The organism is Polaribacter sp. 20A6, from assembly GCF_011378915.1.
GTDB lineage: Bacteria > Bacteroidota > Bacteroidia > Flavobacteriales > Flavobacteriaceae > Polaribacter > Polaribacter sejongensis.
In genome coordinates, this window is sequence record NZ_WTPZ01000001.1 from 273,117 (window position 1) to 287,336 (window position 14,220).

Sequence of the window (14,220 nt, forward strand, 5' to 3'; positions counted from 1 at the left end):
AGTTTTGTGTAATGGCGTTTATTAATTAAAAAAATCTTGAGGTTTTTACCTCAAACCCTTTAAAATTGTCATTCCAGTGAAAATGGGAACCTAAATACAACGTTTTTATATTTTTAAAAACGCTGTATTTCACAATTTCTATTTCAATTTACTTTATAGCATACAAGCGTTTGTTATTGGTGTCTGGTTCTATGTGTTTTAAATCTCCATACGGTTTAATTAAGGGTTTTAACACCACCAAACCCGTTGTTCTACCTCTAATAATTAAGGTGCTGTTTTTTCTATTCCATGTCCATCTGTATTTATCTAACGGAATGTTATAATTATTAATCTCTACCATTAATTCTTCGTTTTGCTTAATCCAATCGATCACCTCTTTTTCTGAAGTAAATATCGGCATTTCATTATCTGTATTGTGGTAACCAAACTCCCATTTAATTGGTATAGAGAACTGAGAGGTATACGCATCACCAACATATCTTTCTTCTTCATTATTTAAAGCATCATACCAGTTAATGTCTTTTTCTTCTGGATATTTATTGGCAATCTCTTTAGATAAATCTATTTTTCCTGGCGAATGAGCTGTAGGGTAAAATACATAATAAGGTTGTGCTAAATAATAGTTAGAAAATTTACCACTAAAAATGGTGTAATAAGGAGACGCAATAACTTTAGGTAATGTAGGAGCGGATAAAGCATCTTTTAGCGTTTTTAACAATGCTGTATTTTCAACCAATCCAGAAGCATGAAAAACTATTTTAGTGTCTTTATTAACTACATTTTTTAGCGTTGGTAAAGTACCTTGAGTTATCGTTTTTCTTAAAGTTTCTGCGGTAATTTTATCTCCTTTAACAATGGTTTCTAAATTCATGCCTTTATACGGATTGCTGTTATTTACAATATGAACATCTCCGTAAGGATTTTTGTTGGCATTTTTATTTAGCCAAACAATTATTTCTTCTAGAGAATATTGTCCGTCTATTATTTTGATGTTTTTCTCTTCAAAATAAGCTCTAGCGTTGGTGTAATAGGTTTCATTTCCTACGTCAAAACCTGCAATAAAAACAATGGGTTCTCTAGAAGTAATTTTTATAGTAGTTTCATCTTTAATGGGAGCAACTTTTTCTGCAAGAACTATTGCTTTATCTTCCTTTATTATTTTCTTATTATCACAACTAATAAACGGACTGCTTAATAAGATAATACCTGCTGCAAATACTGATTTTTTTAATATAGTTTTCATAATTTCTACGTTTTTAAGTGTTAATACACTGTAAAAGTAACGTAGAAGTTGAGGTTGATTTTATCACTTTTAGAATCCGTTGCTTATGAATTAGAATTCGTGTTTTAATTCAAGATTAAACTATAATCAATGTCTGCAGTCGTTATCATTTTACTTCTGTTACCTGTATTAATGCCTAAAAGTATTTTTAATTCTTCAATTTCATAAGAGTCAAAAACCAACACTAAATTCTGATGAAAAGTAGGTACAGGTATTTTTCTTTTTTGTGTTGTGTTTGCGCTATAGTCTAACCAATAATTAACATCTATTTCTGCAACATATTCTCTAAACTTATTCAGTTGTTCTTTATCAAACTGAAAAAAGATATTATTGAAAACAAGGTTGTAGTTTTTACAATTTTCACAGATTGATATTTCTCCGTTTTTAACGCTTGATATTATTCTAGATTTTTGACACATTTTTTTTAATTTTTAGTAACAGTCAGTTTTTATTTGATTGTTTTCTTTAAATTTATGTAATGAAGATTGTAAATGTTTTTTAGTTATTTCTTCTAATACTTTGGTGACTCCTTTTTCCATGTATATAGATCCACAAATCATAATTAAACCTCCATTATGTATGGTATTTGCAATTAGTGTTCCGTGATTTATTAATAAATCTTGAACATATACTTTCTCTTTTTCTTCTTGAGAATATGCGGCGTGGAAAGAAGTTAGTGTATTATTCTCTAAGGCAGTATGTATATCGTTTTTGTAAATTTTAAAAGATTCTTTTGTTCTTGCCCCCCAAAATAAATGGACTTTGGTTTTTGATTTTTTTTGATGAATCATTCCTAAAAAGGGTGCTATTCCTGTTCCGTTGGCAATTAAAATAACTTCTTTTGTTTTTTTCGGAAGACGGAATGCCACATTTTTTTGAATGTTAGCGATCATTGTGTCTTCTTTATGTAAACTGTTGATATACTTAGAACAAAGTCCGAATTCATGTTTTTTGATACTTAACAGAATGGTGTCGTCTACTTTGGCTATAGAGTACAAACGACTTCTGGTTTCATTTTTTGGAGTGATAGAAAGTAAATCACCAGATTCGAATTTTGTTTTTTTAGTTGATTTTAATTGTATTAAAAAAGTTTCATCAATATTAATTTCTGTTTTACGTACCACTTTAAACTCTTGTTCCTCTTTCTTAGAATTGAGAAGGTTTTCTAAGGTTATGGTGAGTTCCATTTTGTAGAAAGCATTCCATTCTTGTAACCATTGGTCAAAATCAGAAAAAGACTGATTATTTACTTTAAAAATGGGTAAAGTAGGCGTGAAGTTGTCTTGCAGCTGTAAGTTTGCATGTACTAAAATAGCAAACTTGCAATACTGTGTATATTCTTTAGAGCCAAAACCAACTACAGAAAAATTTAAAATATTTTGTTGTTGTACTTTTTCAATTTTTTGAATGAATTTAGTCGCATTTATAGGCGCTTCTCCTTCACCATAAGTTGCAGCGAATATAATGATGTTGGTTGCTTTTTTATAAGTTGTATATTGGTTTAATTCTGATAAAAAAACTCGTTTTCCAGATGTAGTTAATGCATTGTAAAACGCAGTTGCAAAGTTAAAGGTACTTCCTGTTTCCGAACCAACAAGAATTATATATTCGGCTTCGTCTTTAGTAAATTTATTTTTTACCAAGCTAGTTTTCTTCCTTCTTTTTAAAGTCATGGCAAAGCCAGAAAAGATAAAAAATAGAATAGCAAAACAAGAAAGTAATAATACAACAGACCATAAAATAGAGCCTTTTCCTGTATGAAGTATTACGCTGTAATAAGAACCAAAAGTAACTAAAGATTGTTTTTTTAGACTTACAATTTTTCCGGAAATTTGATTTACAGCAACTTCTTTGTCAATTAGTTTTACGTAATAATAATCTTCTTCGTCTTGAGAAAAAGGGAATTCTATACTTTTAACTTCGTCTAATTTTGTAGACTTAAAGAAATCGAAATTACTATTGTTTTCTGTTGCTTTTTTTGATGCAATTTCTACATGTTTATTCTTGTCTTTTGGTAATACAGAAAACCGATCTAAAGATAAATATACACCAGTTAATGTAATTATTATAATAGGTATTAAAGTATATCTACCAATAATTATATGGTAATATTGATTAAAATCTTCTTTAACTATTTTAGAGAAAAATTTAGAAATTCCACCTTGTCTTTTTGTAATTAATACAATTCCTGTAACAGAAATTAAGAACAATAGAAAGGAAACAAAACCAATAATAAATCTACCGGTAGATTTTAAAAATAATGAACGATGTAAATTTGTTGCAAATTCAAAAATTGGTTTTTTTTGTAAAATTTCACCAACTTTTTCTCCCGTTTTAGGGTTGATATAAAAGGTATCGCTTTTACCGTTTTTTAAAACAACATTTGCAGCTACAAAACCATTTTCATCAACATCTAAAGTAATAACTTCATCATAATTTTTTTGTAAAACAGCAATGGTTTCTTGAATAGAAACTGTATTAATATCTACAACATCATAAGGAGAAAGTTTATCAGAAATTGGTTCAAAAGCTAAGATAATACCAGTTATAGAAGCTAATACAATAAATAAGGTAGAAGATATAACCAACGTTAAGTGGCTATATCTCCAAATGGAAATCGTCATTATAAATTTTTTTATTGTGGCATTATTCTTATGTAACGAATAAATCCTTTTCCTTCAACTTTAGATTTAACGTTTTCTGATGTTAATTCAAATTCTACATCATCTTTGTAATATTCTTGATTCTCAACAGAAGTTTCAAAACGGATTTTATACCCAGCATCAATTTTACTATCATCAATTTTTACAACACTAATAGCACGTTCTCCTCCGCTAATTGTTGCTCCTGTAATGGCATCAATATCGCTACGTTTTGTCCCTTGAAATTTCCACCATTCTTCAAGGTTAGAGTACCATTCATCATCGTCTCCTAGCACATTTAGGGTTTCTTCATATTCTCCATCAGAATTTATTAGAGAAATTACAATATAAGCTCCTTCTCCGGTGTAATTGGTTAACTGAATCATACATTTGTATGAACTTGTTTCGCTACTTTTAAAACTGAATAATGCAAATGCGATTGCAATTATAATAGGTGCTATTTTAAATATATTTCTAGTTTTCATTCTTCGTTTTTATTTTAAAAATTTAATATCAGTATTTTTTAATAACTCATTTTCTAAAGCTAAATCATAAGTAGATTCTTCAAATTCGTTTTTTATATTTTTATCTGCACCAATACTTAATAAGTAGTTGATAATTTTAGTGTCTTTAGATTTCATAGCTGCTAAGTGCAGTACCGTATAACCTTCGTTATTTTTTGTATTTACATCAACGCCATAAGAATTTACTTCTTTTAATAATTTGATGTTTTCATTGTCTAAAGCAAAGTGAAATAATGTGTTGTTACCACCCTGAATTTGGTTTAATTTCAATCCGTTTTTAACAAGTAGGTTCTTTTTTGGAGCAAAATCATTATTTCTTCTTTCGTTGTAACTATTAAGCAAATAATACGCTAAAGTATTTCCGTCTTTGTCAGTTACATTTATGTTCGCTTTTTGGTTAATTAGATATGCCACAACATCACTAGAGTTTCTTTCTACAGCTATTGAGAGAGCAGAATTTCCTTGCTTGTTTGTATGATTAATATCCTTTGTTTTTTCAGCTAAAAAAGTAATGATTTCTAAAGAATTTCTACCAGTTGCGTTTAATAAAGGTGTGTTTCCTTCTTTATCAGCATGATTGATATCAACATTTTTACTTAAAAAATAATTAAAAGTAGCAATGTCTTTATTACCAGAAGCTAAAAAATGGAAAGCATTTTGTCCGTCTTTATTCGTAACATTTGCATCAAGACCTAAGCTATTTAAGTATTTAAAAAAGGCTAAAGAATTGTAACCCCCACGGCCACCTCTTGTCGCCAATAAAAGTGCATTTTCACCATTTTTATTTAAGTTTTTGTATGGTAAACCTTTCTTTATTAATAAGTTTAGCATTTCTTTATTTCCTTTTTTAGCAACATAATTAAATGCACCGTTTCCATCATTATCAGTGCTGTCTAAAGACAATCCTTTTGATGTAAAATAATCTAATAAATCTAAGTTTTTTAATGAAGGAAGTAATAAAAGTAAAGCGTTTGCACCGTGTCCGTTGGTGTCAGTTGCAATGTCTAATCCATTTTTAATCAATAAATCATACATTTTAGTATTTGTAACTCCTGCATTTGCAGCAAATGTTAATGGAGAGTATTGATGAGAATCTTTTAAGGTTAAATCGGCATTATTTTCAATCAAATAGGTAACTAATTCTAAGTTATCTAAATAAGCAGCCCAAAAAACATAGGTTCTCTTGTCATGTGTAATTTTGTTAACATCATTTCCTTCTTTAGAAAGTAGATATTTAATGGATGCATTTGGTGCTTTTTGTAAAATGGCATATACTACACCATCAAAACCACCTTTATTGGCTTCACTAGGATTGTTGCCTTGTGCAATTTTTTGATCAATAACTTCTATACTTGGGTTTGTACCCCAAAAATCTCTATCTAAAAATACATTTGATTGTTGCTGTTGCTTTCTTTGTGCTACAGCTACTGTGCTTATAAATAATATTGCTACGAGTACTACTAGTTTAATTCTTTTCATTTTTTATTTTTTTACAAATGATTCTATTATGGTGTTAATTTCTTCTTCTTTTGTTATTTCATCAGAAAATAAATGTTTGTATAATTCTTTAAACTCAACCTTAGTTTCTAAAGATAAATTGGTGTTTCTGCCATAAACTTCGTTCCATTTATTTCTTACCAATTGCCATTTATCGTTGTTTTTTTGCCACCAATCTGCAGCTGCCTTACATTTGCTGTCTGCAACTCTTACATAAGTATTGTATCCTTTTTCTTTAGCTAAAACAACGTCTTCTTTTCCTGCTTCGCGAATTATTTTACTATTGTCTTGGTCATGTACCCAACCATAATTGGTTATTTCATGTCTATTACCTCTTAATGTAATATTGTAATCACTTCTTTTGGTGTATTCTCTTCTTGGTAATGGAGCCGTTGTTGTGTTTTCCCAATAGCTTTTTCCATCTACATGAACCCAAGAACCAGATCCTTCATAACGCGGACTATCATCTACTTGATATACTTTTTGTGTCCATTGTTTTTTAACATCTTTTTTGTCTTTTTGTTCAAAAACCCAATTGTTATCCCCATTATACATGTAAAAATCAGTGTTTTGGTATTCCCAATCTTGTCTCCAATGTTTTATAATCATCGGTTTTGCTGGGTTACCAACTTGTAGTAAATGTTGAATTGATATTTTGTTATTACTATCCTCTACCAAACCAGCCCATTCTAAGCCTTTATCTACTTTAGTTTTAGAAGGTCTATAAGTGGAGTCTTTACTATAATTAAAAGTTTCAGCAAAATTGAAGGTTACTTCAAAACAACCACACATTTCTTTTATCGCATTTTGATCTTTCTTTTTCTTGCTTTGTGCATTTACAGAAATGGAAAGGAAAAGTAGTAGTGTACTCAATAATAATTTATTCATTTTTAAAAATTTTTGGTTATAAATATTTTGACAAAAATATACAATTTATTTAGACTGATTAAAAATAAGATATATATTTGTCGAAAATTATTAAGAATGTTTCTAAATAGAGAGATTACAATTGCATTATTACTTTTTTCTTTTTCAACTTTTGGTCAAAAGAGGGAAAAAGATTCAACTAGAATTACAAATTTAGATGAAGTTGTAATAACGGGGCAATACAATCCTCAATCTGTAAAAAAATCTGTACATAATGTAACTGTCATTAAAAGGGAGCAGATAGAAAGTCAGGCAGCAAACAATTTAGCAGATGTATTAAATTTTAATTTGAACTTAACGATTGTACCTAGTTCTCAAACAGGGAAGTCTACAATCTCTTTCTTCGGATTAGATGCTCAATATTTTAATATTTTGGTTGATAATATTCCTTTAGTAAGTGACAATGGACTTGGAAACAACATCGATTTAACACAGATTAATTTAGATGATGTTGAGCAAATAGAAATTGTGGAAGGCGCAATGGGCGTAGAGTATGGCGCAAATGCAGTCTCTGGAGTCATCAATATTATCACAAAAAAATCGATAACTAATAAGTGGAATATTAATGCGTCTTTACAAGAAGAAACGGTAAGTGATGAATATGCTTGGTTTGATGAAGGTAGACATATACAGGCGTTAAATGTTGGACATAATATAAACGAAAATTGGCTTGCTAGAGTTGGCGTAAATCGCAATCAGTTTGCAGGTTTTTATAACGGAAAACAGGGAAAGAATTATTATGAGAATAATGGTTTAAGAGGATATGATTGGTTGCCAAAAGAGCAATTAAATACCAATGCTTTTGTACAGTATAAAAAAGAAAATTTTCAGTTATTTTATAAGTTTGAATACTTTAATGAAACTATAAATTATTACGACGCTGCTGTTAGAGCCAATATAGACACACAAGCACAAACGAGTAATCCGTCTGCAACGGATAAAATTTTTAGAACGCATAGATTTGTAAATAATGTAAATCTTGTAGGTAGTTTAAACTCTGGAGCTAACTACAGTGCTTCAGTTTCTTATCAGCAACAAAAGCGTTATTTAAACGAATTTAACTACTACATTTTAAGTACAGAAAAAAGTAACGAAACGGATGAAGTATATCAATCTAGTAAAGTATTCTTTTCTAAAGGAAGCATCAATAATTTGGTTAAAAACGATTTTTTAAACTTTCAGTTAGGATATGAAACAAGGTTTATAAATGGTTTTGATACCCAAGCTTCTGGTGATGTTACACAACAAGATAAAACCCAATCTCAGAACAATTATGCTTTTTATGGTTCATCAGAATTAAAGTTTTCTGATGCTTTTACATTAAGACCTGGTGTACGATACGAGTATAATTCCTTATTTAAATCTAAATTATTAGCTTCTCTAAGTGCTCGTTATTTATTGAACAAAGGTTTTGAGTTGCGTGGTAACATTGGTACCTCTTACAGAACGCCAAATTTTGAAGAATTGTATTATTACTTTGTAGACTCTAATCATGATGTGAGGGGAAATGAAAATTTGAATCCAGAAAATGGATTTTCAGCGTTTATCAACCTAAAAAAATACAGTTACATTAATGATTTTTCTTTATTAAATAGTTTTAAAGTTAGCTATTTAGATGTTGCCGATAAAATAGACTTGGCAATTGTAAATCCAACTCCTCTACAATATCAATACATTAATATTGATGCTTATAAATTATGGGGAATCACTTCTGAAAACAGTATTAAAAAAGACAATTTTACATTTAATTTAGGAGCTACTTTACAAGGTGTTTCTAGAATTGCTACTAATGAAGTAAATGCAGAAAACGACTTTTTGTATTCTTTACAACTAAATACAAGTGCTAATTATAACATCAAAAAATGGAAAACATCACTTACCGTATTGTTTAAACACAATGGCAATCAACAAAACTATATTTCATCTGGAGTAGATGAAAATGGAAATTCTGTGTTTTCTAAATCTACTACAAGCGCTTATAATTGGGTAGATGCTTCTATAAAAAAATCATTCTTTAACAATAAAATTCAAGCCATTTTAGGTGGAAGAAACTTATTTGATGTTACTAATGTGAATGTTAGTAATGCAAGTACAGACGGAGTAGCACACGCAACAAACGATAGTTCGTTGTTATTGGGTTACGGCCGTTCTTACTACTTAAAACTATTATATAACCTTAATTTTTAAACACTAATAACCAAATATTAAAATCATGACAAACAAATTTTTAACCTTTATTTTATGTGCAGCTGTATTTTCGTTTACAAGTTGTGACTCCGAAGATGCACCAATAGCACCAATAGCTGTAGTTATAGACGGAGCAGCAATTTCACCAGAAGTTGGTGGACCAAATGAACCAAATCAAGTATATGTAGATTTAAGTACAAATACAACTACTGTTGGTAAAAGAGACTCTTGGGATTTAGGTTTCTATTCAGGATCAGAATTTAGAGTTAGCTTAAATGGATCAATTTCTATGGCAACTGCAGCACTTTCTACTACTAATATTGATGAAGTTAAATCTTCAGATCAAGAAGTAATCGATTTACAACCATTGGTAAGAACAAATACGTATACAGATGAAAGTGCTCCTTTTGTTGATGCTCCAAATGGAAATATTCTTGAAACTGCGATTTCTGAAATTTCTGATACGGATTCTGAGAACAAAGTATATTTAGTAAATCTTGGGTATGAAGTAGATACTACTGCACCTGCAACAGGTAGTTATTCTGCTAATGGAGAAGCTAGAGGTTGGAAAAAAATTAGAATTTTGAAAGATGGTAATAATTATATCTTACAGTATGCCGATTTAGATGCTACTACACACAAAGAAATTACTATTTCTAAAAATGAAGCATATCATTTTACTTTTTTTAGTTTTAATACTGAAAATGAAGTTAGTGTAGAACCTTTAAAAAACGAATGGGATTTAAATTTTACAATTTTTACAAACTTAATTCCTACTGCAGGACCTTATGTATATCCAGATTATGTAACAAATAATACAAAATCAGATGCTAAAGTTTATAAGTTAGATACAGAAGTAGATGCATTTACTTATGATGATTTTTCTATAACCGATGTAGATGCTACTAAATTTACTACAGACCAAAGAAGTATTGGAAGTAGTTGGAGAAACGGGGGAGGACCTAGTAGTTTACCTTCATTGAAAGAGAATGTCTTTTATGTGGTAACTGATACCGATGGTAATTTATATAAATTAAAATTTTTAGCATTAACTAATGATGCAGGAGAGCGTGGATATCCTGAATTTGTATATAGTTTATTGCAATAAAATAGTCCCTCAGCAATCTTTAGATTGTTATTTTAGTTGGAAAGGCCGTTTAAACGAAAGTTTAAATGGCTTTTTTATTCCTTAATAACTTGATTATAATTTACCAATTGGGTTAAGCCTTCTTTATCTGGATCTTCTGCAAAAGAACGTAGATAGGTGTCTAAATATTCAATGGCTCTATCTTCTGGATAAAATAAAACTTTGTTTTGGTCAGAAGACCATTCTATAACGTTTATATAGGTTTTACCTTCAAAAGTTCTGTAGAAATTTTGTGCGTTTTCTGGTAGTTTTTCTTGTAGTTCCTCATCTAGATAAATAATGTAATATTTTAAATCTGCTGTAAAAAAATGGAATGATAACAGATTGTCATAAAAACCAGTTAGATTGTTTGCTAAGGGCAACATAATGGTAAAAACCAAAATGGCTAATTTTTGTGTATTGAAATATTTTATAAAAAATTCAAAAGCATTTGATGTTTTAAGCGTCCAAAATAGAATTACTACACTTATCATGTTCTGAATATTCCAAGGTACCACATTGTAACCATATCCTAAATAAAATAGTAAAACGGTAATAGTACCGTGCATTAAAAGAATAAAAACAACTCCGAATTTTCTTGTTTTATTAAAGAGCAATAATATGCCCATTAAAGCCTCTAACCAAGGCACTGCATAGGTAAAAGCTACTAAAAACCATTGTGGTAAAAAACTAAAATGTTTGTTGATAGCACCCAACCATTGAATGTAAAAGGCTTCATTCAATTTCTGAATTCCGCTCCAGAAATAAGTAGCAAAAAAGATTAAAATTATGGCATATAATATTTTTCTTGGATTTGCTTTTCTGTTGAAAATTTCTATAGCTAAAATGGTTAAGAAACTCTGATAAAAGTAGGGTTGAAGTCGGTTTTGATCTACTAAAGCTAAAAAGAGATAGAGTGCAAGAATCGTCCAACCTTGCCATCTTTTATTCTGAAAAATGTATAGAATTTGTATTGCAAAAAAGAATCCAGCTAAAATATAATCGAACGGATAGGTAGGAATTGGCAACCAGTCAAACAATGGAATTACAGGGAAATTTTTAGTAGTCAACCATAACTTTGGTGCGTACACCATCATTACTAATACCGCAAGAATAGCAAGGATTCTTACCCAGTTTATTTTCTGTTTGTCTGTTAGATTTGTAATCATTCTATTTGTAAAGATTATTTAATCTAATTATTTTTATCTTCTGAGTCTTATTTAAACTAGCTAACTGAACCCAGTCTTCAATTAATTGAAAACTCCAACTTTTTAAGTTGACTTTATTCTCTTCTAAAGAATTTTTAAATTCTGCAAAATTAGGAGTATAGTTAATTTTTTCAATTATTTTTATAATTATTTCAAAATATGATACTAAAGAACTGTAATTTTTATCATCAATTTTTAAAAATTTTATATTTTTTATGTGTTCTTTAGCTAATTCTATATTATCACCAATTATATAGGCTTCAATTAAACTTAAATGATATCCCCAGGCTTTAGGATTATTATTAATGTATTTTTTATAAAATTGATAAGATTCTTCAAAGTATTTTTTAGAAAGAGAATCTTTATTTATTTTTTTTGATAACATTCCTGCTTCTGTCCATTTATTTCCATTAAACTTTGTACTAACTATTTCTAACGTTTTTAATGCTTGAATAGTATCACCTATTGCAAGCTCACTTTTAGCTTTGTATTTAAAATTAGGAATAATAGAGTTTAAAAATCGTACATGCTCAGAAGTGTCTTTTTTTATTTGATTATTAGTAAACAAAATAGATTTATGATAATTCTTTGAATAATATAAAGCTTCTATATAACTATCTTTATATAAATATTTATTAGTTGTTTTTTTATTTATAGAAAATGCTTTTTCTGCATATTCAACTCCTTTTATATATTCTTTATTACGAATCTTTCTGTTTGCTGTTTCTGCATAAGCAATTGCCAATTCATCTGTTTTTTCTAGGTCTTTCTCCTTGATAAAACCTTCTTCAACAAAAAGCAATTGGAGTTGTGTTTTATTACCTCTGTAGGTATTTATTCCTTTATTTCTATTTAAATTTAATTCATTTAGACATTCAGCGTTTATTATATCTTTTGGAATTGATGTAATTAAATTATCTCTAACATCTATGGATGCTGCTTTTATTGTATTCCAATGATTATCTGGTAACTTTTTAATATTACATTTTTCTAAATTAATTGTATAATTTTTAAATTTTGATTTTTTAAGAATCTCAAATAAAATATTTTCATCAATATTTTGATTTAAAGAAAGTTCTATAAAATCTAATTTTGATAAATTGGAAAAAGAGTATGGTAATACAGTTATATTATTTGTTAAAACCTTTAAAGTTATGGTAGAATCTCTTTTGAAGTTTCTGTCAAAAACAAAATTATAATATTCTCTATTGTAAAGATATAGCTTTTTTAAATTCTCAAGTTCTCCAAAATTTTTAGAGAGTGATTGTAAATTATTATTTGTCAACACTAATTTTTCTAAACTCTTTAATTTACCAAATGATGTTGGCAATTTTTTTAACAAACAAAAGCCAGCATCTAATGTTTTAAGTTTATGAAGATTACCGAAATTTGATGGTAATTCTGTTATTTTATTTCTAGAGATATTAAGGTTTTCTAAATTTTCTAGTTTTTTTATTGATTTAGGTAGTTCTGTAAAATCATTTAATTCTAAATTTAATTGTTTAAGGCTCTTTAGGCTTCCTATATCTTTAGGAAGTTTTTTAATATAATTTTCTTCTAAATTTAAAGTGTCAAGATTTTTTAAATTTGTTATAGAATTTGGTAAATACTGAATGTTATTATTATCTAAATTTAAATATGATAACTTTGGAAGCTCAATATTAACAGGTAATTGTTCTATTAAATTATTATTTAAAAATAGTTTTTGTAAGTTTGATAAACTACTAATATTATTAGGTAAGGTCTTTATTTCATTGAAATATAACTTTAAAATTGTAAGTTTTTTAAGATTATTTAAATCATTTGATATTGAAGCTACTTTACTTCCTTGAATTTCTAAATGTTTAAGATTAGTAAGGTTGTAAAAATTATTTGGTAATGTTTTTCCTAATGAATTATTAGAACTATAAAAGTTTTTTAACGATTTTAAAAGCGGAATTTCTTTTGGAAATGACAGTTTATTGTTTAATAATATTAATGATTCTAAAGGCTTTATTTTAGAAAGATCTGAAAAGAAATTATCTGAACTTTTAATTTCTACTGATGAAAGAGAAAGTTCTTTCAAATATTTAAATTTAGGTAGACTTATATCCTCTATAGTAATATAATTTAGATTTAAAAATTTTAAATTAGGTAAATAGTAGAGTTTAGATAATTCTTTTTTCGAGTTTTCATTTGAGTCAAAACTTAAACTTAAAGATGTTAGGTTAGTGAATTCTTTTATGCTTTCTGGAAACTGAATTTTATTAGAACCAGAATAAGATAAGCCAAGTAGATGTTTTAATTTATGAAAATTAGGATTTTGAAAAACTTTACTAGGAAAAGAAGCATAAATTAAAGATAGGTTTTCTAAATTAGGTAGTTTTGAGACTGTATTAATAAAAACATCATAATTCCAATAAAAGTCTCCTTTTAAAGAAACTGTTTTTACGTTTTTTAGTTTGTAAAGATTGTCAGGAAAAACGATGTTTTCTACTTTTCCGTCCCTAAATAACGCAGCAGGTGTGTTAAATCGTATATATTCTAAATTTGGTAAGCTTTCTAAGTTTTCTATGATAGCTTTAACATCTAAATTTTCTGAAATTTTTATAGAAACATATTTTATTTTAGAAATTACATGCACAGAATCTTTATTCTCTATAAAATCTCTATCGTTGTAATCAAATACATCTTGAAAACCAAACCTTTTTAAATGAGTAATGTCTACTTCACTTTTAGCTCCATAAAGAGAATTAAATTGCTTAGAATAACTATTGTAATTTTGAGATTGCAATGTAGAAAAGCTAAATATTAAGAGTACTAAATTTAAAATTTTATACATAATAGT

General features: G+C 28.3%; 10 protein-coding genes. 2 read left to right on the plus strand and 8 right to left on the minus strand.

Features of this window, described 5'->3' with window-relative positions:
• Positions 1 to 148 precede the first annotated feature (148 nt).
• The 6 genes from GQS57_RS01240 to GQS57_RS01265 all read right to left on the minus strand — a co-directional run bounded on the left by GQS57_RS01240 (position 149) and on the right by GQS57_RS01265 (position 6,833).
• Positions 149 to 1,243, minus strand: coding sequence for a hypothetical protein (locus tag GQS57_RS01240; RefSeq protein ID WP_165730432.1), 1,095 nt, complete (start codon positions 1,241 to 1,243; stop codon positions 149 to 151).
• A 104-nt stretch (positions 1,244 to 1,347) separates the two neighbouring features.
• Positions 1,348 to 1,701: a DUF6686 family protein gene (locus GQS57_RS01245; RefSeq protein ID WP_205860167.1), complete on the minus strand. Its 354-nt coding sequence runs from the start codon at positions 1,699 to 1,701 to the stop codon at positions 1,348 to 1,350.
• 12 nt (positions 1,702 to 1,713) lie between these two features.
• Positions 1,714 to 3,906: a PepSY domain-containing protein gene (locus GQS57_RS01250; protein WP_205860168.1), complete on the minus strand. Its 2,193-nt coding sequence runs from the start codon at positions 3,904 to 3,906 to the stop codon at positions 1,714 to 1,716.
• A gap of 11 nt (positions 3,907 to 3,917) precedes the next feature.
• On the minus strand, positions 3,918 to 4,409 hold the full coding sequence (locus GQS57_RS01255; protein WP_165730434.1) for a DUF2271 domain-containing protein: 492 nt from the start codon (positions 4,407 to 4,409) through the stop codon (positions 3,918 to 3,920).
• Positions 4,410 to 4,418: 9 nt separating this feature from the next.
• Positions 4,419 to 5,927 (minus strand): ankyrin repeat domain-containing protein, encoded by a 1,509-nt coding sequence (locus GQS57_RS01260; RefSeq protein ID WP_165730436.1) that lies wholly within the window; start codon positions 5,925 to 5,927, stop codon positions 4,419 to 4,421.
• 3 nt (positions 5,928 to 5,930) lie between these two features.
• On the minus strand, positions 5,931 to 6,833 hold the full coding sequence (locus tag GQS57_RS01265) for a DUF6607 family protein (protein ID WP_165730438.1): 903 nt from the start codon (positions 6,831 to 6,833) through the stop codon (positions 5,931 to 5,933).
• A 96-nt stretch (positions 6,834 to 6,929) separates the two neighbouring features.
• Here GQS57_RS01265 and GQS57_RS01270 point away from each other — a divergent pair, with 96 nt between their 5' ends.
• Together GQS57_RS01270 and GQS57_RS01275 are read left to right on the plus strand one after the other, a co-directional pair.
• Positions 6,930 to 9,059, plus strand: coding sequence for a TonB-dependent siderophore receptor (locus tag GQS57_RS01270; RefSeq protein ID WP_165730440.1), 2,130 nt, complete (start codon positions 6,930 to 6,932; stop codon positions 9,057 to 9,059).
• A gap of 25 nt (positions 9,060 to 9,084) precedes the next feature.
• Complete coding sequence (locus GQS57_RS01275) at positions 9,085 to 10,167, plus strand: HmuY family protein (protein ID WP_165730442.1); 1,083 nt, start codon at positions 9,085 to 9,087, stop codon at positions 10,165 to 10,167.
• A gap of 74 nt (positions 10,168 to 10,241) precedes the next feature.
• Here the strand turns inward: GQS57_RS01275 and GQS57_RS01280 are convergent, their stop codons facing one another.
• Positions 10,242 to 11,354 (minus strand): MauE/DoxX family redox-associated membrane protein, encoded by a 1,113-nt coding sequence (locus GQS57_RS01280; RefSeq protein WP_165730444.1) that lies wholly within the window; start codon positions 11,352 to 11,354, stop codon positions 10,242 to 10,244.
• Between the two features lies 1 nt (position 11,355).
• The gene (locus GQS57_RS01285; protein WP_165730446.1) at positions 11,356 to 14,214 is read right to left on the minus strand and encodes a leucine-rich repeat domain-containing protein; all 2,859 of its coding nucleotides are present in this window, start codon (positions 14,212 to 14,214) and stop codon (positions 11,356 to 11,358) included.
• Positions 14,215 to 14,220: the final 6 nt, after the last annotated feature.

Bases quoted from the DNA above. Each gene is read 5' to 3' on its own strand.
- GQS57_RS01240 (WP_165730432.1), bottom strand. From the start codon at position 1,243: ATGAAAACTATATTAAAAAAATCAGTATTTGCAGCAGGTATTATCTTA.
- GQS57_RS01245 (WP_205860167.1), bottom strand. From the start codon at position 1,701: ATGTGTCAAAAATCTAGAATAATATCAAGCGTTAAAAACGGAGAAATA.
- GQS57_RS01250 (WP_205860168.1), bottom strand. From the start codon at position 3,906: ATGACGATTTCCATTTGGAGATATAGCCACTTAACGTTGGTTATATCT.
- GQS57_RS01255 (WP_165730434.1), bottom strand. From the start codon at position 4,409: ATGAAAACTAGAAATATATTTAAAATAGCACCTATTATAATTGCAATC.
- GQS57_RS01260 (WP_165730436.1), bottom strand. From the start codon at position 5,927: ATGAAAAGAATTAAACTAGTAGTACTCGTAGCAATATTATTTATAAGC.
- GQS57_RS01265 (WP_165730438.1), bottom strand. From the start codon at position 6,833: ATGAATAAATTATTATTGAGTACACTACTACTTTTCCTTTCCATTTCT.
- GQS57_RS01270 (WP_165730440.1), top strand. From the start codon at position 6,930: ATGTTTCTAAATAGAGAGATTACAATTGCATTATTACTTTTTTCTTTT.
- GQS57_RS01275 (WP_165730442.1), top strand. From the start codon at position 9,085: ATGACAAACAAATTTTTAACCTTTATTTTATGTGCAGCTGTATTTTCG.
- GQS57_RS01280 (WP_165730444.1), bottom strand. From the start codon at position 11,354: ATGATTACAAATCTAACAGACAAACAGAAAATAAACTGGGTAAGAATC.
- GQS57_RS01285 (WP_165730446.1), bottom strand. From the start codon at position 14,214: ATGTATAAAATTTTAAATTTAGTACTCTTAATATTTAGCTTTTCTACA.